The organism is Pantoea sp. X-Soil-ISGK-285, assembly GCF_059730815.1.
Genome location: NZ_AP035939.1, coordinates 338131 through 359455, shown reverse-complemented (window position 1 = coordinate 359455; position 21325 = coordinate 338131). Strand labels below are relative to the sequence as shown.

General features: G+C 57.3%; 19 protein-coding genes. 14 read left to right on the top strand and 5 right to left on the bottom strand.

Annotated elements, in window-relative coordinates; translation table 11 throughout:
- Positions 1-152 precede the first annotated feature (152 nt).
- Positions 153-740, top strand: coding sequence for a CGNR zinc finger domain-containing protein (locus AC6I8B_RS20945; RefSeq protein WP_157352991.1), 588 nt, complete (start codon positions 153-155; stop codon positions 738-740).
- A 53-nt stretch (positions 741-793) separates the two neighbouring features.
- Here the strand turns inward: AC6I8B_RS20945 and proP are convergent, their stop codons facing one another.
- Together proP and AC6I8B_RS20935 are read right to left on the bottom strand one after the other, a co-directional pair.
- Complete coding sequence (proP, locus tag AC6I8B_RS20940; protein WP_010670739.1) at positions 794-2260, bottom strand: glycine betaine/L-proline transporter ProP; 1467 nt, start codon at positions 2258-2260, stop codon at positions 794-796.
- A 309-nt stretch (positions 2261-2569) separates the two neighbouring features.
- Positions 2570-3748 carry an aminotransferase class I/II-fold pyridoxal phosphate-dependent enzyme gene (locus tag AC6I8B_RS20935; protein WP_157352993.1) on the bottom strand — a complete coding sequence of 393 codons (1179 nt, stop codon included), beginning with the start codon at positions 3746-3748 and terminating at the stop codon, positions 2570-2572.
- Between the two features lie 219 nt (positions 3749-3967).
- On the opposite strand from AC6I8B_RS20935, the gene AC6I8B_RS20930 reads away from it, so the two are divergent.
- The 11 genes from AC6I8B_RS20930 (at position 3968) to AC6I8B_RS20880 (ending at position 14574) form a co-directional block, all read left to right on the top strand.
- A complete protein-coding gene (locus AC6I8B_RS20930) occupies positions 3968-4780 on the top strand; it encodes a MetQ/NlpA family ABC transporter substrate-binding protein (protein WP_157352995.1) in 813 nt (270 codons plus the stop codon).
- Positions 4777-5811 carry a methionine ABC transporter ATP-binding protein gene (locus tag AC6I8B_RS20925; protein ID WP_157352997.1) on the top strand — a complete coding sequence of 345 codons (1035 nt, stop codon included), beginning with the start codon at positions 4777-4779 and terminating at the stop codon, positions 5809-5811. The genes AC6I8B_RS20930 and AC6I8B_RS20925 overlap by 4 nt, the downstream gene beginning before the upstream one ends.
- A complete protein-coding gene (locus tag AC6I8B_RS20920) occupies positions 5795-6463 on the top strand; it encodes a methionine ABC transporter permease (protein ID WP_010670743.1) in 669 nt (222 codons plus the stop codon). The genes AC6I8B_RS20925 and AC6I8B_RS20920 overlap by 17 nt, the downstream gene beginning before the upstream one ends.
- 3 nt (positions 6464-6466) lie before the next feature.
- Entirely contained in the window at positions 6467-8782 is a 2316-nt protein-coding gene (locus tag AC6I8B_RS20915) for a molybdopterin-dependent oxidoreductase (RefSeq protein WP_497817751.1), read from the top strand.
- 131 nt (positions 8783-8913) lie between these two features.
- Positions 8914-9933 (top strand): isopenicillin N synthase family dioxygenase, encoded by a 1020-nt coding sequence (locus tag AC6I8B_RS20910; protein ID WP_157353002.1) that lies wholly within the window; start codon positions 8914-8916, stop codon positions 9931-9933.
- A 22-nt stretch (positions 9934-9955) separates the two neighbouring features.
- Complete coding sequence (locus AC6I8B_RS20905) at positions 9956-10759, top strand: MetQ/NlpA family ABC transporter substrate-binding protein (protein ID WP_010247386.1); 804 nt, start codon at positions 9956-9958, stop codon at positions 10757-10759.
- Positions 10752-11540, top strand: a complete 789-nt coding sequence (locus AC6I8B_RS20900; protein WP_497817750.1) for a methionine ABC transporter ATP-binding protein — start codon at positions 10752-10754, stop codon at positions 11538-11540. Before AC6I8B_RS20905 ends, AC6I8B_RS20900 begins: the two co-directional genes overlap by 8 nt.
- Positions 11528-12196, top strand: coding sequence for a methionine ABC transporter permease (locus AC6I8B_RS20895; RefSeq protein ID WP_022624728.1), 669 nt, complete (start codon positions 11528-11530; stop codon positions 12194-12196). Before AC6I8B_RS20900 ends, AC6I8B_RS20895 begins: the two co-directional genes overlap by 13 nt.
- Positions 12197-12205: 9 nt before the next feature.
- Positions 12206-13276, top strand: coding sequence for an iron-containing alcohol dehydrogenase family protein (locus AC6I8B_RS20890; RefSeq protein ID WP_157353007.1), 1071 nt, complete (start codon positions 12206-12208; stop codon positions 13274-13276).
- Between the two features lie 97 nt (positions 13277-13373).
- Positions 13374-13976: an NAD(P)H-dependent oxidoreductase gene (locus tag AC6I8B_RS20885; RefSeq protein WP_033780165.1), complete on the top strand. Its 603-nt coding sequence runs from the start codon at positions 13374-13376 to the stop codon at positions 13974-13976.
- Positions 13966-14574, top strand: a complete 609-nt coding sequence (locus AC6I8B_RS20880) for a TetR/AcrR family transcriptional regulator (RefSeq protein ID WP_157353009.1) — start codon at positions 13966-13968, stop codon at positions 14572-14574. Before AC6I8B_RS20885 ends, AC6I8B_RS20880 begins: the two co-directional genes overlap by 11 nt.
- A gap of 86 nt (positions 14575-14660) precedes the next feature.
- Here the strand turns inward: AC6I8B_RS20880 and malG are convergent, their stop codons facing one another.
- The 3 genes from malG to malE all read right to left on the bottom strand — a co-directional run bounded on the left by malG (position 14661) and on the right by malE (position 18473).
- Positions 14661-15551 (bottom strand): maltose ABC transporter permease MalG, encoded by an 891-nt coding sequence (malG, locus tag AC6I8B_RS20875; protein ID WP_010247369.1) that lies wholly within the window; start codon positions 15549-15551, stop codon positions 14661-14663.
- Positions 15552-15701: 150 nt separating this feature from the next.
- Positions 15702-17225, bottom strand: coding sequence for a maltose ABC transporter permease MalF (malF, locus tag AC6I8B_RS20870; RefSeq protein ID WP_157353010.1), 1524 nt, complete (start codon positions 17223-17225; stop codon positions 15702-15704).
- Between the two features lie 57 nt (positions 17226-17282).
- Positions 17283-18473, bottom strand: a complete 1191-nt coding sequence (gene malE, locus AC6I8B_RS20865) for a maltose/maltodextrin ABC transporter substrate-binding protein MalE (RefSeq protein WP_264352760.1) — start codon at positions 18471-18473, stop codon at positions 17283-17285.
- Between the two features lie 362 nt (positions 18474-18835).
- On the opposite strand from malE, the gene malK reads away from it, so the two are divergent.
- Together malK and AC6I8B_RS20855 are read left to right on the top strand one after the other, a co-directional pair.
- On the top strand, positions 18836-19945 hold the full coding sequence (gene malK / locus AC6I8B_RS20860) for a maltose/maltodextrin ABC transporter ATP-binding protein MalK (protein WP_010247360.1): 1110 nt from the start codon (positions 18836-18838) through the stop codon (positions 19943-19945).
- A gap of 43 nt (positions 19946-19988) precedes the next feature.
- A complete protein-coding gene (locus AC6I8B_RS20855; RefSeq protein ID WP_033760237.1) occupies positions 19989-21290 on the top strand; it encodes a maltoporin in 1302 nt (433 codons plus the stop codon).
- The last annotated feature ends 35 nt before the right edge of the window (positions 21291-21325 follow it).

Here is a 21325-nt window from a genome sequence, read left to right as displayed (position 1 = left end):
TGATATTTATGGGGTTACCAAGACTCATTATGCAGCCAGAATGTAACCTGTCAAATCAATTTATAACGGTTACAAAAGATGCGGTGTAACTATTCAAATAGTACTTTGTCGGTTACAGTGGCATCAGCAGAGTTAACAAGGGAGGCAATATCATGGCGGAAACGCAATCACACACCGCCCAGGGACCGTGGTTTCTGGCTGATCATCCGGCGCTGGATTTCATCAATACCGTGGCCATCGTGGAAGGTCAGCCGCACGACTTCTGGCAAACCGATCAGGATGTTGAAGCCTGGCTACACCAGGCCGGACTGGCACCAGATGCCCCGGCTCCGCAGCATGAACCGGGTGCGCTGTTGGAAGCAGCGCGTCACTTACGTCAGATCATTCGTGATAACGTGCAGCAGCACAAAGCGGGAGAGGGCGTTGATATTCAGGCGCTGAACGCCTGGCTGGGTGAAGCGACCAGCCATCTGCAAATGACCGGGGAGCCGGGTGCCTTAAAAATCAGGCGGGTCTATGCGGGCCAGAGTGTGATGCAGCGGCTGGGACAGGTTGCGGAACAGGCTGCGATGTTGCTGGCGCAGGAGGATTTCAGCAGAGTCCGTGGCTGTGAACATCCCGCCTGTACACTGTGGTTTTACGATCGCACCAAAGCGCATCGCCGCCGCTGGTGCAGCATGGCGCTGTGTGGCAATCGGGCGAAAGTGGCGCGTTTCAGGGCAGTTAAATCAGCTGGGTAAACAGATCGGATGGCAGTTAAAAAAACACCCTGCAGAGCAGGGTGTCAGAACAGTTATTTCGCAGTGGTCGCTGATGGCTTGTGCCGCTTGCGCAGCTTGTCGATCAGGCGATGCGCTTCCGCTTTGGTCGCTACCGCAGGGGATGAACCGGTCAGCGGTTGACGGGCTGTTTCACGTACCGTCAGAATGGTGAGCAGGCCAATCACGCCCGCGCCCATCATGTAGTAAGCTGGCATCATATTGTTTTTAGTGGTATCCACCAGCCACGCGGTAATCAGCGGTGTCGTACCCCCAAACAGCGATACCGACAGGTTGAAGCCGATGGCCAGCGCACTGTAACGGATATCGGTAGTAAACAGCGCAGGCAGCGTCGAAGGCATAGTGCCGCTGAAGCAGGTGTGCAGTACACCCAGAATCATCAGGCCGCCAAATACCGCCCACATATTACCGGACCCGATCAGCATAAAGCTCGGGATGGCGAGCAGGATCAGACCCACCGCACCAAAGGCAATCACCGGACGACGACCGATGCGGTCAGTCCAGCGACCCCACAGCAGCGTCAGCGGCATCATCACGAACATCGCCACCATCACCAGCAGCAGGCCACTTAACTCTGGCAGACCCAGCACGCCGGTCAGATAGCTCGGCATGTACGAGGTCAGCATGTAGTTAGAGACGTTAAACAGCAGCACCAGACCGATACATTTCATCATCGGTGCGCGGTATTTGCTCAGCATCTGCATCAGCGTCAGACGCGGCTTGCTTTGCTCCAGTGCTTCCTGTTTTTCCATGTGCTGCTGGAAAGCCGGAGTCTCTTCCAGCTTCAGTCGCACATAGAGACCAAACAGCCCCAGCGGCGCGGCGATAAAGAACGGCACGCGCCAGCCCCAGGACATCATCGCCTCATTCGACATCACGGTGGTCATCACCGTGACCAGGCTGGCACCCAGCAGGTAACCACCGATGGTGCCGAATTCCAGGAAGCTGCCCATAAAGCCCCGGCGTTTATCGGTAGAGTACTCCGCGATAAAGGTCGCTGCGCCACCATATTCACCACCGGTTGAGAAGCCCTGGATCAGACGTGCCACCAGCAGCAGAATCGGTGCCATGATGCCTATTGAAGAGTAAGCCGGGATCAGACCGATACAGAACGTACCAATCGACATCATGATCATCGTCATCGCCAGCACTTTCTGCCGTCCGATGCGGTCACCCAGCGGGCCAAATACCAGGCCGCCAATCGGACGTACCAGGAAGGCCGCGGCAAACGTACCAAAGGTGGCGATCAGCTGCACCGCGTTGTTGGCATCCGGGAAGAAGACTTTGCCGATGATCACGGCGAGATAGCTGTATACGCCAAAGTCGAACCATTCCATCGCATTACCTAACGCAGCTGCGCCAACTGCACGCTTCAGCATGTCGTTGTCGATTACGGTAATGTCGTCAACAGTCAGCTCTTTTGGCTTCCTGTTCCAGAAATGTTTCTTTGGGTGTTCAGACGATGAGTTTCTGGTGTCCATATTCTCCTCAGGTGCATCAATGAAGGAGTCTTATAGCTTTCGCAGCCGCAAACAATGTTCAGAAGAAACCGTGGAAATGAAAGCTATAAGAAGCCGAATAATTTTTAAGTGAAGCGGCAGAAACCGCAGCCGGTAAACTCTAGACTACGATTGTAAGTTTTTGCAAGTTTTCAGCTGAAATAACTGCATTTACTGACAAACCCAGCATAGTGAACTTATTCACGCCTGCTTACGGGTCTGAACATTTGGTAATAACTTGCGGCTGGTGCTCTGGTTATATCTGGAACTGGTTTTCCCGGTGCTGATGCGCTACTTAAACAGTTTCAGTTCGTCGATGCGATCCAGCGCCTGCAGTAATTGCTCCGTCCCGGTTGTCAGGCTGATGCGAATATAATCACGACCCGCTGCGCCAAACCCGTTACCCGGTGCCACCAGCAGATGACACTGGGCCAGTAGCAGGGCGGCGAATTGCTCCCCGGTGAAACCAGCTGGCGCTGCCAGCCAGAGGAAAAAGGTGCCCTGACGGGCGCGAACCGGCCAGTGCATTGCTGCCAGCCTGGCTAAAATCACTCTGCGCCGCTGATGGTAATGCTCTGCCAGCAAGCTGAGTTGTTCAGCGGGCAGCGACAACGCGGTGATGGCGGCATCCTGCACCGCGCCATACACCGTGCTGTAGCTATGAGAATGAAGTTTTTTAAATGCCGCAATCATCGAGGCGTTTCCCACCGCAAATCCCACCCGCCAGCCTGCCATGAGTGCGCTTTTTGACAGCGTGTAGATTTCCACGCCCCAGGCTTTGCCATCGGGCTGTGCCAGCAGACTCAGCGGCTGTTCGCCCGACTCACTGCCCAGCGTGGCATAGGCGAAGTCATGAATCAGCGGAACATGATGCTGGCGGGCGAAGGCCAGCGCGTCGGCGAACAGCGCGGCTGTCGCCAGTGCGCCGGTGGGGTTATGGGGATAATTGAGCAGCAGCAGACCGGCACGCGCCGCGATCTCGTCTGGCACCTGGGTGAAATCGGGCAGGAAATCATTGCGCGCCTCCAGCGGAATGCCATAAAAATCGGCACCTGCCTGACGGGCCGCTGAGCGGTAGAGCGGATAGCAGGGATTGGTAGAGATCAACACCTGACCCGGATTGAGCAGGGCGCGGGGAAAACCATTGACGCCAATGTGTGCGCCCTGGAACAGCGCCACTTCAGTTTCAGGATCAAGCGTAACGCCGTAGTGACGCTGGTAGAAGGCTGCGATAGCACGTCGCAGCGCGGGTTTGCCCCAGAACGAGGGATACTCATGGTTCTCTGGTTTCGCTGCCGCAGCCTGTAATGAAGCGATTACCGCGGGCGGCGTTGGCTGACGTGGACTGCCGGAGGAGAGATCGATCAGCGGTAACAGCGCATCATCCAGTTGTGCTGCCTGCTTTTCCAGCATGCTGAAGAGGTTCTCTTCGAGCCCTGCGACCATCTCTGAAGCTGCAAACTCCGCCATATCTCTCCCGCAATAAACAGTGTTAAGCGGGGAAGAATGACACAGCTGACATTAAAATCTTTAGCAGAAATAACGCTGTTCTTTGCAAGGATTCGAATATCCAGCGTGTGACTATCGTTAGCATAAATAAGCCAAAGTCGGGGCTGGGTTTTGCCTGTTCCTCTCCGCGATGGCTGTGATTAAATCGATCGCTCTCACAATAATGAATCAGGGCAAACAATGCAGATCACATCCCGGGGAATTATTCTGGCGCTGACCACCGCCAGCCTTTTTATTTCTGCCGCTCAGGCAGCCGACCAGAAGAAAATACGGATTGGATTTAATCCAGGGCCTTATAAAGAGCAGTTTGAAAAAGGCGTCGCGCCCTTATTAATCAGGCAGGGGTACACCCTGGAGTATAAAGATTTCAGTGATGGGATTCAGGTTAATGATGCTGTTCATCGCGGGACGATTGACGCCAATATCATGCAGCATCCCGTCTATCTGAAGTCGGTTAATGACCGGCTTGGCATTGATAACGTTGGGATTGTGCAGGTGCCGACTCCGCCAATGGGGCTCTACTCTGAGCGCGTGAAGACGCTGACTCAACCCGCGCCGGGCAGCACGGTCTCTGTGCCCAACCAGCCCTCAAATGAGTATCGGGCGGCGCTGTTACTCCAGAGCATCGGCTGGCTCAAAATCAGCCCCGATAGCGATGCTGCCACTTTTTCGCAGAAAAATATCACGGAAAACCGCTACAAAATCGTGCTCAAAGAGATGGATAATGCCCAGCAGGTGCGTGCACTCCCCGACGTTGACTATGGTGTCATTCAGGGCAACTTCGCGGTATCCAGTGGCATGAAACTTAATTCGGCACTGAAACTGGAAGCGGCAACCAGCCAGTTTATTAACGTGGTGACGGTAGCCGGTAAAAATAAGCAGGCTCAGTTTGCCCGTGACATTATTGCCGGCTACCACTCAGCAGAATTTAAAAGCTATATCACCGGTAATGCGCAGTATGCGGGCTATCTGCTGCCAGATTATTTCAAATGAGTCAGGTAGCCATTGCGTTTCGCCATGTCAGCAAAACATTTGCGCGTAACGGTGCAGAAGTGCAGGCGCTGAAGGAGATTAATCTGCGCATCAACCAGGGTGACATCTTTGGCGTCATCGGCACCAGTGGAGCCGGAAAAAGTACGCTGCTGCGCCTGATTAATCATCTGGAGACCCCCACAACCGGCTCGGTTGAGGTGCAGGGTGAAGCGTTACAAGGGATCAGCAAAAAGCGCTTAATTCAGGTCAAAAAGCAGATTGGCATGATCTTCCAGCACTTCAATTTGCTCAATGCCCGAACGGTGTTTCACAACGTCGCCATCCCACTGATTTTGCAGGGCCGGGATAAAGATTTTATCGCCACCCGGGTGGCGGAGCTGCTGGCGTTTGTTAACCTCAGCGACAAAGCCCACAGCTATCCGGATGAACTTTCTGGCGGTCAAAAACAGCGCGTCGGAATTGCCCGCGCGCTGGCAACCAATCCCGCGATTCTGTTGTGTGATGAGGCGACCTCCGCGCTGGATCCCCAGACCACGGTACAGATTCTGCTGCTGTTACAGGAGATTAATCAGCATTACGGCATCACCATTGTCCTGATCACCCATGAGATGTCGGTGGTACAGAAGATCTGCAACCGGATGGCGGTGATGGAGCAGGGCCGTATCGTTGAACAGGGCGATGTCCTGTCGCTGTTTGCTGAACCGCAACAGTCGGTGAGCGCCAGCTTTGTGCAGTCCGTCATCCACGATCGTCTGCCACAGCAGACACTGGCGCTGTTAAGCCAGCATCCGGCAGTCGACATGTTGCGGCTGGAGTTTGTCGGCAGCACGGCACAACAGCCGATCATCAATCGCCTGATCCGTGAACATGAGGTTGAAGTGAATATCCTGTTCGCCAGCATGACGGAAGTACAGCGTACCATTCTGGGTTTCATGATTGTGCAGATCAAAGGCGAGCCCGCCCGGCGCGAGGCGGCCATCCAGTTTCTCATCGCGACCGGAGTGAAAATCAGTGATGTCAGAACTCTTTGAAACCGCCGTTACCGGCGATCAGTTCCTGACGGCGATGCAGGACACGCTGATCATGGTGGCGCTGTCGCTGGGCTTTGGTTCGCTGCTGGGCCTGCCGCTTGGCATTGTGCTGGTGATCTGTCGTCCGGGTGGTATACAGCCAAATCGGCTGGTACATCAGTTGCTGAACCCGATCGTGAATATCATCCGTTCACTGCCGTTTATTATTCTGCTGATCACTATTCTGCCGCTGACGCGCCTGCTGGTGAACACCACCATCGGTACGGCGGGGGCCATTGTGCCGCTGGTGATATTTATCGCGCCCTATATTTCACGGCTGGTGGAGAATGCGCTGCTGGAGGTAGATGAGGGCATTCTGGAGTCAGCCAATGCGATGGGTGCCACCACGCTGCAGACCATCTGGTATTTCATGATACCGGAAGCCGCCTCGTCGCTGGTGTTAGCCCTGACCACCGCCACTATCGGCCTGCTGGGTGCGACGGCAATGGCGGGCACGGTGGGCGGCGGCGGCATTGGCGACCTCGCCATCACTTATGGCTATCAGCGCTTTGATGCCTTTGCCACGATTTCGACTGCGCTGGTGCTGATTGTCATTGTCCAGCTACTGCAAACCCTGGGTACGCGTCTCTCGCGCCGTATCCGACGCGAGTGAGCCATGAAAAAGAATGATTTAGCCGTTATGCACTGGGGCACGTATCACGTCACCACCGATGGGGACACGCTGACGTCGGTCAGGCCGGTGGCGTGGGACCGTAATCCCTCTGCGATCGGGCAGTCGTTACCGGGCGCGGTGCAAAGCGAAACCCGGGTCAAAAATCCGGCCGTCAGGCTCGGTTATCTTCAGAACAGAAGCGCATCCCGCAGCGGGCGCGGCAAAGAGCCGTTTGTGGAAGTGAGCTGGGATGTTGCGTTGCAGCTGGTGGCGGAGGAGCTGGGGCGTGTCAAAACAGAGCACGGCAATCAGGCGATCTACGCCGGCTCTTACGGCTGGTCGAGTGCCGGACGTTTCCATCATGCCCAGAGCCAGCTTCATCGATTCTTTAACCACTATGGCGGCTACACCGCCAGCACCAACACCTACAGCATTGCGGCAGGTGAACGCACGCTGCCGCACATCATCGGTAACCTCGATGAGTTACAACGTCACCATACCCACTGGCCGGTTCTTGCAGAGCATTGCGAACTGTTTGTGGCTATCGGGGGTTTGCCGCTTCGCAATGCGCAGGTCAATGGCGGCGGGGCTAACGACCATGCGCTTTCCCATTGGTTAACCACGCTACGGCAGAATGGCACCCGGTTTATCAACATCAGTCCGGTCAGAAACGATCTTGCTGGGGTGGCCGATGCGGAGTGGCTGGCGATACAGCCCGGCTCCGATACGGCGCTGTTACTGGCAATCGGGCAGGTGTTAATTACTGAATCTCTCTATGACGCGCCATTCACAGAACGTTACACGGTGGGCTTTGACCACTATGCAGCCTACCTGCTGGGTGAACACGACGGGATAGCTAAAACGCCAGAATGGGCCGCACCGCTGACCGGGCTGGCGGCCGCGGAGATCCGTGCGTTGGCACGGCAGATGGCGGCGCATAAAACGATGGTGAATATTGCCTGGTCAGTGCAGCGGGCGCGGCAGGGCGAGCAGGCTTTCTGGGCCACCGTTGCGACCACCGCTTTGCTGGGTCAGATTGGCACACCCGGCGGCGGGCTGGGCTTTGGTTACGCCTCAACCAATCTGGCCGGTGCCGCCCGGCGACAGTTTTCCGGGCCTCGTCTGCCCGCCGGTCATAATCCTGTTCAGGAGACGATTCCGGTGGCACGCATCGCCGACATGTTGCTCAATCCCGGAGGGCACTATGAGTTTGATGGGCAACAGCGGGTCTATCCCGACATCCGGCTGGTCTACTGGGCGGGCGGCAATGTCTTTCATCATCATCAGGATATCAACAAGCTGATACGCGCCTGGCAGCGGCCGGACACCGTAATTGTGCATGAGCAGTTCTGGACGGCGCAGGCAAAATTTGCCGACATCGTGCTGCCTGCGACCACGTCGCTGGAGCGTGAGGATATCGGCAGCGCCAGCAACGACGGTTTTATCATCGCCATGCCGCAGCATCTGCCGCCGTTTGGCGAGGCAAAATCGGATTACGCAATTTTTGCCGCCCTGGCGCAGCGGCTCGGTTTTGCTGACGCCTTTACGCAGGGACGGGATGAGCGCCAGTGGCTTCAGTCACTCTATGAAGATTCCCGGCCACGCGCGGCAGCGCAGGGCATCGAACTGCCGCCCTTTGAGGCGTTCTGGTCACAGGGAGTGGTGGAGTATCCCGCGCCGGATACGCCGCAGATCCTGCTAAAAGCGTTTCGCGATAACCCGGAGTCAGCCCCGCTCAGCACGCCGTCGGGGAAAATCGAGCTTTTTTCTCAGCAGGTGGCCGATTTCGGGTATGACGAAGCGCCCGGATTTGCCTGCTGGTATGCGCCGGAATACCAGGCGCAACAGCAGGAAAAGCAGCAGTGGCCGTTGCATCTGCTCTCCAGCCAGCCACGGACCCGGTTGCATAGTCAGTACGATCATGGACGGGTCAGCCGGGCCACCAAAATTGCCGGGCGTGAGCCACTCTGGATGCATCCTGAAGATGCTGCTGCGCGCGGTATTGAGGAGAACAGCATCGTAAAAGTCTTTAACGGACGCGGCGCGCTGCTGGCGGGTGTGCATCTGACGCAGGATATCCTGCCGGGTGTCGTACAGATGTCGACCGGCGCCTGGTATGACCCGCTCGATCAGCAGGAGGGCCAGCCGCTGGATAAACACGGCAATCCCAATGTGCTGACCCAGGATAGCGGCAGTTCACGACTCGGCCAGGGGTGCAGTGCGCAGACCTGTTTTGTCGAGATTGCGCTTTATCAACAGCCTCTGCCTGAGATTACGGCATGGTTACCGCCGGCATTCGTGGCGTGGAGCGCAGAGTAATCTGCGGGTTTAAAGCCCGCGGCGTGGTGGGATATTCCCATCCGTCGCATATACATAGCAGGATTAGTTGGTAGTTAACGCATAAATGAAATGGCAGTGTAAAGCGATTCCATGCCAACAGAGTGTCAATCATGAGCGCGTTAACCACAGCAGAATTGCCGGTAATTGATTTCGCATTATTGTCAGGTAATCAACAGCAGCAGCAACAGGTCCTGGAAAAATTAAGCCAGGCCGCGCGTGATGTCGGTTTCTTCTATTTAATCAATCACGGCATCGACCGTGAATTGTTAGATGAGGTTCAGCACGTCGCGCGGAAATTTTTTGCCCTGCCACAGGCGGATAAATCCGCAGTGGCGATGGCGAACTCGCCGCATTTTCGCGGCTATAACCTGGCGGGGGTTGAAATAACCCGCAGCCAGCCTGACTATCGCGAGCAGTTTGATATTGGTGCGGAACGGGAAGCGCTGCCCGTTACCGCCGATTCACCCACCTGGCAACGGATGCAGGGGCCGAATCAGTGGCCTGAAGCTTTACCTGAACTGCAAACGGTGGTCACCCGCTGGCAGCAGCAGATGACAGCGGTGGCGCTGGAGCTGCTGCGCGCCTTTGCCGGGGCACTGAATCTGCCGCGCAACGCCTTCGATAACCTCTATGGCGACTATCCCAACGAACATATCAAACTGATCCGTTATCCGGGCCGCACGGAGGGCGAATCACGCCAGGGTGTTGGCGCGCACAAAGATTCAGGCTTCCTGACGATGTTACTGCAGGACGATCAGCCGGGCTTACAGGTGGAAGTGACGCCGGACAACTGGATCGATGCCTCACCACTGCCGGGCGCGTTTGTGGTGAACATTGGCGAGCTGCTGGAGCTGGCGACCAACGGTTATCTTCGCGCAACGGTGCACCGTGTGGTGTCGCCACCGCAGAGCAGCGAGCGCTTATCCATCGCCTTTTTCCTTGGCGCGCAACTCGACGCCGTGGTGCCGATCTATCAACTGCCTCCTCAGCTGGCTGAACTGGCACAGGGACCGAGCAGCGATCCGCTTAATCCGCTGCTGCGCGAAGTGGGCTGGAACTACCTTAAAGGCCGGCTGCGTTCGCATCCGGAAGTTGCCCTGCGTTTCTATCCCGAACACAACACCCACTGATAACGATAAGAGATAAATGATGATGATTAAAAAGCGCTTTCTGGCCCTGGCCGGTCTTTCACTGCTGATTGCCCAGAGTTTACAGGCCGCGCCGCTGCGCGTAGCGGCCGATCCGCTGCCCCATGCGGAAATCCTGGAGTATGTCAAAACCCTGGATCCGAAACTGGATCTCAAAATTGTTGAGCTGAGCGGGGGCGTGAATGCCAATGAGCTGCTGGCCGCCGGGGATGTGGATGCCAACTACTTCCAGCATCTGCCTTACCTGAAAGATCAGGAGAAGGCGCTGGGGAAAACCTTTGCCGTGGCCGCCAGTGTTCACATCGAGCCGCTGGGTATCTATTCGCGGAAAGTGAAAAGTTTAGCGGCGCTACCTGAAGGGGCCAGCATTGCGGTACCGAACAATACCACTAACCTGAGCCGCGCACTCTGGCTGTTGCAGGACAAAGGGGTGATCAAACTCAACGCGCAGGGTGAAACGGGTTCGACGCTGGTGACGCCAAAAGATATCAGTGATAACCCGAAGAAAATTAAGATCGTTGAGATTGAGTCGCCGCAGCTGCCACGCTCGCTGGATGATGTGGATGCCGCAATTATCAACGGCAACTACGCGCTGGAAGCAGGTCTGACCCCGGCGAAAGATGCGCTGGGACTGGAGTCTGCAGCACATAACCCCTACGCCAACCTGCTGGTAACGACGCCAGAACTGGCGAAAGATCCCCGCGTGTTACAGCTGGCGAAAGATCTGCGCTCGCCGCAGGTAGCGGAGTTTATCCGTAAAAATTATCAGGGCTCAGTGATTCCGGTTGCGGACCAGCAGCATGATTAAACTCAGTCATCTCATCAAACAGTATCCTGGCGCATCTGAGCCAGCGTTAGACGACATCTCACTCACCATCGAAGAAGGGACCATCTTTGGCATCCTCGGTCGGAGCGGAGCGGGAAAAAGTACACTATTGCGCTGCCTCAATCGGCTGGAGAGTCCCACCAGCGGCCTGATTGAAATTGACGGGCAGGATCTCGCTGCGATGAGCCTGGCGCAACTGCGTCAGCAGCGACAGCAGATGGGGATGATCTTCCAGCACTTCAATCTGCTGCATTCGCGCAACGTGCAGGACAACGTCGATCTGGCGCTGGAGATTGCCGGTGTGCCTGCGGCTGAACGTCGCGAGCGGGTCACATCGCTGCTGAAACTGGTGGGGCTGGCCTCCTTTGCGGCGGCCTGGCCGTCGCAGCTCTCCGGTGGACAGAAACAGCGCGTCGGCATCGCCCGCGCGCTGGCCGCCCGACCCCGTTATCTGTTGTGCGATGAGGCGACCAGCGCGCTGGATCCCGAAACCACCACTTCGATTCTCGATCTGCTGGCCGATATTCAGCAGCAGCTCAATATCACCATTGTATTGATCACCCATGAAATGGCGGTGGTGAAGCGGATTTGTGACGGGGCGGCGCTACTTGAGAATGGCCAGCTGGTTGAGAGCGGCAGCCTGAGCCAGATCATGGGACGTGAAGAGGGACGTCTGCGCAAAATGCTGCTGAAGGATGGCGAAGCAGACCGGGCGTTTATCGAAAAATATCAGCATGAGGCGTTAACCCGATGCGTAGCATGAGTAGTGAGCGGTTTCAGGAACTGCTGCTGAACGCCACTGGCGAAACACTGTATATGGTGTTGCTGGCGGCCCTTTTCACGGTCGCGATAGGGCTGCCGGTAGGCGTGCTGCTGTTTCTGACCCGGCCAAAAGGCATTCTGCCCAATCGCGCAATTTCACTGCTGCTGAATACGCTGGTAAATACCGGACGCGCCTTGCCGTTTGTGGTGCTGCTGATTGCGCTGATCCCCTTTACCCGTCTGCTGGTCGGCACCACGCTGGGCAGCACTGCCGCCATTGTGCCGATTACGCTGGGGGCATTTCCCTTTTTCGCCCGCATCGTGGAGAACGCGCTGGATGAGGTCGACCGCGGCCGCATAGAAGCGGTGGTATCAATGGGCGGTACCCTGTGGCATATCGTCAGCCGTGTGCTGCTGCCGGAAGCGCTTCCCGCGCTGGTGGCGGGCGTTACCCTGACGATTGTGATGTTGATTGGCTTCTCGGCAATGGCGGGCGTGGTTGGCGGTGGCGGGCTGGGCGATCTGGCGATTCGCTACGGTTATCAGCGTTTCGATAACCAAATCATGGCGGCCACCATTGTGGTGCTGCTGGCGCTGGTGATGCTGATTCAGAAACTCGGCGACCGGCTGGTGCGCTCGCTGGCTTATCGTCGATAAGGGGGAACCATGCTTCGCGTGATGTCGCCGAAAGGCTATCTGCAACGGCCAGGGCTGCGGGCCGGGGTGGGAGAAATTATCCGGCCGCTTGCCTCGCATATTCACATCTTCACCTCGCCGCGGGCCTGGCAGGCGGTGAATCCTGACATGAGCATAAGTCTGGAACAGGCGGGGATCCACTGGCAGCTCGATACGCTGACCGGTGAGTGTACCGATGCGGCGATTGCTGCCCTGCAACAGCAGGTGCAGACGCACGGCGCTACCCTGATTCTGGCAGTCGGCGGCGGGCGGGTTCTGGACTGCGCCAAAGCGGTCAATGATGCGCTGCCGGATATCCGGCTGGTTAACTTCGCCACGCTGGCCGCCACCTGTGCCGCCTGGTCTCCGCTGGCGATTATCTATGATGAGCGCGGCGGCCATCTGCGCAGCCAGCCGCTTAATGCCATGCCGGAGCGGATTCTGGTGGACAGCGAGGTTATCGCCCGCAGCGAGGTACGTTATCTGCGGGCCGGGATCGTGGATGCGCTGGCCAAATGGTTTGAATTTGAGCCTTATCAGCGACAGACGCCGCACCAGCTGGCGCTGGATCTTAAAGTCGCAGCCGCCTGGCAGGCGGTAACGGTGCTGAAACGCTGGGGCGACACGGCGGTGGCCGATAACATCAGGCAGCAGGTCACCCCGGCGCTGGAGAAAGTGATTGAAGCCAACATTGTGCTGGCGGGGCTGGCTAACAGTATTCAGGATGCGATGGCGACTCCCGGCTTTGCCCATATCATCCACGATCGCCTGACTCACCAGCCGGAGCTGCATCACTGGCTGCATGGTGAAAAGGTCGGCTTCAGCTTGCTGATTCAATCCTGGATTGAACAGCAGGGTAAGCAGGTGGAGCCTGAACTGCTGGCGCTGCTGCGCCGTTTCCACTCGCCCCTGACGCTGCCTGCGGCGATTAACGCGGACAGGATGAGACAGATTGCGCAGCAGATCCATTTCCCCTCCGCCAGCCTGGCGCACCTTCCCTTTACGTTCGATCACCCTCTGCTGGAGCAGGCCTTGCTGGCGACTTCTGCGTTTAAACAGTAAGTGCGGTCAGCGAATCGATCAACGGTCGCCGCTTGCTAACCTACCAATAGTAACTTACCTTTAGTAGCTTAATGGCTAATCAGGTAAGGTGACGACGATGAATGCATTAATAGTGACTTCCCATCCCAATCAGGACGCTCACACCCATCGCGTGGCGGACCAGCTGGCGCAGGGCATTATCGCGACAGGCCACCATACGGCTGAAAAGGCCGATCTGGCGGCAGAAGGGTTTGATCCACGTTTTACGCTCAGCGATCACAGACATTTCAACGGTCTGGCACCGACGCCGCCCGATGTGCTGGCAGAACAGCAGCGGCTGGATCGTGCCGATGCGCTGGTGCTGGTCTATCCGGTCTACTGGTGGTCATTTCCGGCACAGCTTAAAGGCTGGATAGACCGCGTTTTCATCGCGGGCTGGGCCTTTGATGAGCAGGATGGCCATATCGTAAAACGCCTCGGCCATCTTCCCGTGCATCTGCTTGCGATTGGCGCGGCTGACAACCGAACCTTTCTGCGGCGCGGCTATTTCGCCAGCATGCGGAATCAGATTGATCACGGCATCTTTGACTATTGCGGTGCGCCGGTGGTGACCAGTGAACTGTTGCTTAGCGGCGATGAAGGTTATCCTGAGTCACACTATCAGCTGGCGCATCAACTGGGCCAGCGTCTGTTCGCCCATCAGGAAAAGCATGACCGTTGAAAAAACACCCCGTAAGCGTCTGTCACGCGAAGCACGACGCAGGCAGTTGTCAGACGTCGCGTGGCAGATATTGCAAACCGAAGGCAGCGAGGCACTGACGCTGGCCAGAGTCGGCGACGCGGCGGGGGTCAGTAAACCGGTGGTTTATGACCACTTCACCACCCGTCATGGATTGCTGGCGGCATTGTATGACGATTTTGATCGCCGCCAGACCGAAAAGATGGAAGCGGCGATGAATGCCGCGCCGATGGTGATGCAACAAAAAGCGGAAGTGCTTGCGGCCTGTTATGTGGATTGTGTGATGACGGAGGGGCGTGAGATTCCGGAGTTGCTGTCAGCGCTCAGCACCTCACCGGAACTGGCTGCCGTCAAACGCCACTATCAGCTCGACTTTATTGCCCGCTGTCAGCGCTGGTTTGCCCCTCTGGCAGGCAGCAGCGGTATTCCGGAAGCAGGCATGTGGGGCTTGCTGGGGGGCGCGGATGCCATCGCAGGCGCGGTGGCACGCGGCGATGTCAGCAAACCGGAAGGAGAGCAGGCGATCACTGCCATGGTCGTGGCGCTGGTGGCAGGCAGCCGTGCGTCGGAATCGGATTAGCATAAAAAAGGCGGCCCGCAGGCCGCCGAATCCTTCAACCACAACAGGCGTTGTGTAAGTAGTGGCAACGTACAATGATGATCGTTTTAGCCTTTCACCCCGCCCGCGGTTAAACCGCTCACCAGCCAGCGCTGCGCCAGCAGGAAAACCAGGGTGATCGGAATCGCGGAGAGCACCGCCGCAGCGGCGAAATCGCCCCACAGATAGTTCTGCGGATTGAGGTACTGCTGCATCCCGACCGCCAGGGTGTAGCTGTTTACATCTCGCAGCAGCAGCGAGGCGACCGGCACTTCAGTCACCGCGGCGATAAACGCCAGAATAAACACCACCGCCAGAATCGGCACCGACAGCGGCAGCAGCACCAGCCGGAACGCCTGCCACGGCGTTGCGCCATCCAGCGCGGCCGCCTCTTCCAGTGACCCGTCGATGGTTTCGAAATAGCCTTTGATGGTCCAGACATGCAGCGCGATACCGCCCAGATAGGCGAAGATCACCCCACCGTGGGTATTCAGCCCGATAAAGGGCAGATACTGACCGAGACGATCAAACAGGGCATAGAGCGCCACCAGCGACAGCACCGCCGGGAACATCTGGAAAATCAGCATTCCTTTTAGCAGGCTGGCACGGCCGGTAAAGCGCATACGGGCAAAGGCATAGGCGCAGGTGGTAGAGAGCGCCACGATGCCCAGCGCACTGATTGCCGCAATCTTGATCGAGTTCCATAACCAGAGCAGCACCGGGAAGGGCGGCGGTGTCACCCGGCCATCCGCATGTTCCACGCTGAAACCCAGCGCCAGCCGCCAGTGCTCCCATGAGATCTGCTCCGGGATCAGGCTGCCGGTGGCGAAGTTCCCGGCACGCAGCGAAATCGCAATCACCATCAGCAGGGGAAAGAGAATCGCCGCGATAAATAACAGCAGCAGCAGATGCGTGGTGAACAGACGCAGCCGTTGCGATTTCGGTTGTACCATAGCCATAACAACTCCTCAGAGCCTGGTCCATCAGGCTATTTTATTTGTCAGTCTGAACCCGGGCAGTGCTCACAATCCTCACCTCCCAGGTTCCGGTTGTTCCACGCTCTTCGCGTCCGGACTGCCTGCAACCATGACGCCAGTCGGGCCAGGCGCTTAGTCGAATTTCATCCGCGAGGCTTTCAGGTTAATCACCGCCAGCGCACCCACCAGCAGGAAGATCAGCGTGGCGATAGCGGCGGCCAGCCCAAAGTCCTGCCCGCCGCCGCCTTCAAAGGCGATACGCCAGGTGTAGTTCACCAGCAAATCGGTGTAACCGGCTGGCGTGGTGGTGCCGAGGCGATCCGGCCCGCCGTTGGTGAGTAACTGCACCAGCACAAAGTTATTAAAGTTAAAGGCAAAGCTGGCGATCATCAGCGGCATCAGTGGTTTCAGCAGCAGCGGCAGAGTAATCAGGAAGAAGTTCTGCAGCGGTCCCGCACCGTCCATCGCCGAGGCTTCATAGAGATCGTCCGGAATCGCCTTCAGCAGGCCCATGCAGAGGATCATCATGTAGGGGTAGCCGAGCCAGGTATTGACGATAATCAGCATGGTGCGCGCCAGCGTCGGGTCACTGAACCAGGCGGGCTTCACGCCAAACAGCGCGCTGAGCATCACGTTGATTTCACCAAAGCTCTGGTTGAACAACCCCTTGAAAATCAGGATCGAGATAAACGCCGGCACGGCATAGGGCAGAATCAGCATCACCCGATAGACCGCTTTGCCGCGCAACGCCTCCCACTGCACCAGACACGCCAGCACCATGCCCACCGCGACGGTCAGCACCACGGTGATCAGCGAGAAGAGTAGCGTCCAGCCAAATATCGCCAGGAACGGCTTCTGAATCCCTTCGTCAGTAAACACCCGCACGAAGTTTTTCCAGCCGGTATTCACGGTAAAGCCGGGACTCAGGGTTTCGTTCGCCCAACTGCCGTCGGCGTTAATCGCCTGATAGAAACCGGTCTGCGGATTAGCACGATAGCGCGCGTTACTCTGCTGGTTGATCAGCTCATCCTGCACACCCACCCGATAGAGCGGCTGGGTGCCGGAGAACTGGCGCAGCGAACTCATCCGCAACTGACGACCATCCGGCAGTTCAGCCCGGATCTGGCTCAGTGCCTGACGATGGGTCGTGATCGCTCTGAAGTTCGCCCGTTCACCTGACGGTGGTGCGGCAGGGGCCATTTTCAGCGTCTGTTCAGCGCCAAACTGAAACGGCGGCGAAACATAGTCTTTGCCATCATTCAGCACCAGCTGCCAGCGATCGCCGGCCGGGAACAGAGAAAAACTGACTGCTTCACCCGACTGGAAGGTGCGGCCCAGCAAAACCTGCTGCGCCCGTTCAAAGGTGAGCTGGTTGCTACTGCTGTAGTTGGTAAAGGCAATGGCAATCGTGCAGGCAAGGGGAAACAGTACAAACAGCGCCATTCCCGCCACGCCGGGATAGACATAACGCCACGCATAGGCGCGACGGTTAGCAAAAATCCACAGTCCGGTCGCACTGAGGATCAGCGTCAGCAGCGCAAACAGATATTCGCCCTGCGCGTACATCAGCACCAGCAGATAGCCGACCAGCAGACAGCAGATCCCGATGAGCACGCTTTTCAACAGCACACTGCGCGTTTTCGGTTTTCCTGACATGATGCGGTTTTCCTTAACGGTCACTCAAGCCGGGTTGCCCCGGCTGCAAGGGGAGAATTACTTCTTCAGACGGGCCTGAGCATCTTTCAGTGCGGCGTCGACGCTCTGACGACCGCCAAGCGCGTTCAGGGTAGCGGTGCGCATCGCATACCAGAATGCCGCCATCTGCGGGATATTCGGCATGATGTCACCCTGACGGGCGTTGTTCATGGTGGCGGCGATACGCGAATCTTTTTCCAGCGTCTGCTGGAAAGATTTCAGCGCCACGGCACCCAGCGGCTTATCTTTGTTGACCGCATCCAGACCGGTGTCAGTCAGCAGATAATTCTCCAGGAACTCTTTCGCCAGCTCTTTGTTAGGACTGGCGGCGTTGATCCCGGCACTCAGCACGCCGACAAAAGCTTTCGACGGTTTACCGTTCAGGGTTGGCAATTCGGTGACGCCATAGTCGATGCCGCTTTTGTCGAGGTTGCCCCACGCCCACGGACCATTAATGGTCATGGCGGTTTCGCCCTTGTTAAAGGCGGCCTCAGCAATCGAATAATCGGTGTCCGCGTTCAGGGTTTTGGCTTTAACCTGATCGACCAGGAACTGCATGCCCGCTTTAGCTCCGGCGTTATCGACGCCGACATCCTTCACGTCATAATGTCCGTCGGTGAGCTTGAAGGCGTAAGCCCCGCCTGCGGCCAGCAGCGGCCAGGTGAAGTAGGGCTCCTGCAGGTTAAACATGATGGCGCTTTTGGCTTTGGCGCGCAGTTGCTTGTCGAGACCGGCAATCTCTTCCCAGGTTTTTGGCGGGTTCGGCAGCAGCTTTTTGTTGTAGATCAGTGACAGCGACTCAACGGAAATCGGATAGCCAATCAGCTTGCCGTCGAAGCGCACCGCGTCCCAGGTGAACGGGAAAAGCTTCTCGCGGAAGCTGGCATCCGGCGTGATCTCAGCCAGCAGGCCGGATTGCGCATAGCCGCCGAAACGGTCATGTGCCCAGAAGATAATATCCGGGCCATCGCCGGTCGCCGCGACCTGCGGATACTTCTCTTCCATTTTGTCAGGATGTTCGACCGTGACTTTGATGCCGGTCTCCTGCTCAAATTTCTTACCCACTTCGGCAAGGCCGTTGTAGCCCTTGTCACCATTGATCCAGATGACCAGTTTACCTTCCTCAATTTTTGCCATCGCGCTGGCCGAAAAGAGCACGGCAGAGAGGGCAGAAAGGGCCAGAATTCTTGCTCCGGTTTTCATCGTCATAAATCCATCCTGTTAGCGGAAGTGGTGAATGCTGTACCGGCATCATTGTGCTTATCCGCCACGGCTTCTCATCCTCCTCTGCTCTACGCCCCTCGGCCTGCCGCTGTGATCGCGCTGGCAAAAAGCCCCTCAAGCGGGCGCTTACGCGGCAAAAATTCCTGCGGGTCTGCGTTAGCGATCACAAAAAAGCGCGTCAGCGTGCGGGCCGCGGCGTCAGCCCGCGTTTCTCCTCCTCCCGCCTCCTCCCCCAGCGGAATGCATTGCGGTGGAGGATGTTACCGTCAGTTTCCTCTCGCATAGTGAGCCCCGGAACTCGTCTGCCGCTGGGCAGACACGACTATGCAGCTAAGAGGGAAGGGATCATGGCGAGCGTTGTGTTACGCAATGTCACGAAAGCCTGGGGCGATACGGTGGTGTCGAAAGATATCGATCTCACTATTCGTGAAGGGGAATTTGTTGTTTTCGTCGGCCCATCAGGCTGTGGCAAATCGACGCTGCTGCGCATGATTGCCGGACTGGAGACCATCACCAGCGGCGAGCTGTTAATCGGCGACCGGCGCATGAATGAAGTGCCGCCCGCCGAACGCGGCATCGGCATGGTGTTTCAGTCCTATGCGCTCTATCCCCATCTGTCGGTGGCGGAGAACATGTCTTTTGGCCTCAAACTTGCCGGGGTGAAAAAAGCGGAGATCCAGCAGCGGGTTAATCAGGTGGCGGAGATTCTGCAACTGGCGCATCTGCTCGATCGCCGTCCTAAAGCCCTCTCTGGCGGGCAGCGTCAGCGCGTGGCGATTGGCCGCACGCTGGTGGCGGAACCGCGCGTCTTCCTGCTGGATGAACCACTGTCGAACCTTGACGCCGCGCTGCGCGTTCAGATGCGGATTGAGATCTCCCGTCTGCATAAGCGCCTGAAGCGCACCATGATTTACGTAACCCACGATCAGATCGAAGCGATGACGCTGGCCGACAAAATCGTGGTGCTGGATGCCGGACGCATTGCGCAGGTCGGTAAGCCGCTTGAGCTGTACCACTATCCCGCCAACCGCTTTGTCGCCGGATTTATCGGCTCACCAAAAATGAATTTCCTGCCGGTCAAAGTGACCGCCACCGCCATCGATCAGGTTCAGGTGCGGCTGCCGAATCAGCAGCTGGTCTGGCTGCCGGTTGACAGCGCCGGTGTGCAGGTCGGCAGCAACATGTCACTGGGTATTCGCCCGGAACATCTGCTCTCCAGCGATATCGCCGACGTCACCCTGGAAGGGGAAGTGCAGGTGGTGGAACAGCTGGGGCATGAAACACAGATCCACATTGAGATTCCCGCTATCCGTCAGAACCTGGTTTACCGCCAGGAGGACGTCGTGCTGGTAAAAGAGGGCGCCATCCTCGGTATTGGCCTGCCGCCCGAGCGTTGTCACCTGTTCCGCGAGGACGGGAGCGCGTGCCGCAGGCTGTATCAGGAGCCGGGTGTATAGCCCTGCCAAAAACAATAAAAGCAATGACCTCAGGAGATAGAAAATGTTAACTCTGCGCAAACTTCCCATCGCCGTTGCCGTCGCGGTGGGAACCCTCTCCGCCCCGACGATGGCGGTTGATTTTACCGGTTACGCCCGTTCCGGCATTGGCTGGACCGGCAGCGGTGGTGAACAGCAATGTTTCCAGGCCACCGGTGCCCAAAGTAAATACCGTCTGGGCAACGAATGTGAAACCTACGCCGAACTGAAATTAGGCCAGGAAGTGTGGAAAGAGGGCGACAAAAGCTTCTATTTCGACACCAACGTGGCTTACTCCGTGGCACAGCAGAATGACTGGGAAGCCACATCGCCCGCCTTCCGTGAAGCCAACGTAAAAGGTAAAAACCTGATCGATGCGCTGCCAGGCTCTACCATCTGGGCCGGTAAGCGTTTCTATCAGCGTCATGACGTCCATATGATCGACTTCTACTACTGGGATATCTCGGGTCCGGGTGCCGGTCTGGAAGATGTCGATCTCGGCTTCGGTAAACTCTCTTTCGCCGCAACCCGTTCGTCTGAAGCAGGCGGCTCTTACACCTTCTCCAGCGATCGTATCCGTGACTTCGCCACCAGCACTGCCAACGACGTGTTTGATGTGCGTCTGGCCGGTCTGGAAACCAACACCAACGGCGTGCTGGAGCTGGGTGTCGACTACGGTCGCGCCAATGCCCGTGACGATTATCGTCTGGAAGAGGGTGCCTCTAAAGATGGCTGGATGTTCACTGCTGAACATACCCAGAGCATGCTGAAGGGCTATAACAAATTCGTGCTGCAGTATGCCACCGATGCGCTGACCTCTCAGGGCAAAGGCGTGCCGCAGGGCACCAGCCTCAACAACAATGGTGACATGTATCGCATCCTCGACCACGGTGCGATCTCACTGGCCGAACGCTGGGATCTGATGTACGTCGCTATGTACCAGAACATCGATCTGGACAACAACCGCGGCACCGAGTGGTACACCGTGGGTGTGCGCCCGATGTACAAATGGACGCCGATTATGAGCACGTTGCTGGAACTGGGCTACGACAACGTCAAATCGCAGCAGGCTAACGAACGCAACGGCCAGTACAAAGTGACGCTGGCGCAGCAGTGGCAGGCGGGCGACAGCATCTGGTCACGTCCGGCTCTGCGTCTGTTCGCGACCTACGCCAAATGGGATGAAAAATGGGGCTACAACAAAGATAACTCAGGCGATCTCACCACCTTCGCCTCTGCGGACACCAGCGGCAACGGCATCCTGACTAACAGCCGTGGTAAAGACGATGAAGTGACCTTCGGCGCGCAGATGGAAATCTGGTGGTAAGCCAGCACCTTTTCTGACAGGTGCGCCTGCGCCTG

What these genes read in the sequence shown, in the direction of transcription:
- AC6I8B_RS20945 (WP_157352991.1), top strand. Translation starts at nt 153, where the DNA reads ATGGCGGAAACGCAATCACACACCGCCCAGGGACCGTGGTTTCTGGCT.
- proP (WP_010670739.1), bottom strand. Translation starts at nt 2,260, where the DNA reads ATGGACACCAGAAACTCATCGTCTGAACACCCAAAGAAACATTTCTGG.
- AC6I8B_RS20935 (WP_157352993.1), bottom strand. Translation starts at nt 3,748, where the DNA reads ATGGCGGAGTTTGCAGCTTCAGAGATGGTCGCAGGGCTCGAAGAGAAC.
- AC6I8B_RS20930 (WP_157352995.1), top strand. Translation starts at nt 3,968, where the DNA reads ATGCAGATCACATCCCGGGGAATTATTCTGGCGCTGACCACCGCCAGC.
- AC6I8B_RS20925 (WP_157352997.1), top strand. Translation starts at nt 4,777, where the DNA reads ATGAGTCAGGTAGCCATTGCGTTTCGCCATGTCAGCAAAACATTTGCG.
- AC6I8B_RS20920 (WP_010670743.1), top strand. Translation starts at nt 5,795, where the DNA reads ATGTCAGAACTCTTTGAAACCGCCGTTACCGGCGATCAGTTCCTGACG.
- AC6I8B_RS20915 (WP_497817751.1), top strand. Translation starts at nt 6,467, where the DNA reads ATGAAAAAGAATGATTTAGCCGTTATGCACTGGGGCACGTATCACGTC.
- AC6I8B_RS20910 (WP_157353002.1), top strand. Translation starts at nt 8,914, where the DNA reads ATGAGCGCGTTAACCACAGCAGAATTGCCGGTAATTGATTTCGCATTA.
- AC6I8B_RS20905 (WP_010247386.1), top strand. Translation starts at nt 9,956, where the DNA reads ATGATTAAAAAGCGCTTTCTGGCCCTGGCCGGTCTTTCACTGCTGATT.
- AC6I8B_RS20900 (WP_497817750.1), top strand. Translation starts at nt 10,752, where the DNA reads ATGATTAAACTCAGTCATCTCATCAAACAGTATCCTGGCGCATCTGAG.
- AC6I8B_RS20895 (WP_022624728.1), top strand. Translation starts at nt 11,528, where the DNA reads ATGCGTAGCATGAGTAGTGAGCGGTTTCAGGAACTGCTGCTGAACGCC.
- AC6I8B_RS20890 (WP_157353007.1), top strand. Translation starts at nt 12,206, where the DNA reads ATGCTTCGCGTGATGTCGCCGAAAGGCTATCTGCAACGGCCAGGGCTG.
- AC6I8B_RS20885 (WP_033780165.1), top strand. Translation starts at nt 13,374, where the DNA reads ATGAATGCATTAATAGTGACTTCCCATCCCAATCAGGACGCTCACACC.
- AC6I8B_RS20880 (WP_157353009.1), top strand. Translation starts at nt 13,966, where the DNA reads ATGACCGTTGAAAAAACACCCCGTAAGCGTCTGTCACGCGAAGCACGA.
- malG (WP_010247369.1), bottom strand. Translation starts at nt 15,551, where the DNA reads ATGGCTATGGTACAACCGAAATCGCAACGGCTGCGTCTGTTCACCACG.
- malF (WP_157353010.1), bottom strand. Translation starts at nt 17,225, where the DNA reads ATGTCAGGAAAACCGAAAACGCGCAGTGTGCTGTTGAAAAGCGTGCTC.
- malE (WP_264352760.1), bottom strand. Translation starts at nt 18,473, where the DNA reads ATGACGATGAAAACCGGAGCAAGAATTCTGGCCCTTTCTGCCCTCTCT.
- malK (WP_010247360.1), top strand. Translation starts at nt 18,836, where the DNA reads ATGGCGAGCGTTGTGTTACGCAATGTCACGAAAGCCTGGGGCGATACG.
- AC6I8B_RS20855 (WP_033760237.1), top strand. Translation starts at nt 19,989, where the DNA reads ATGTTAACTCTGCGCAAACTTCCCATCGCCGTTGCCGTCGCGGTGGGA.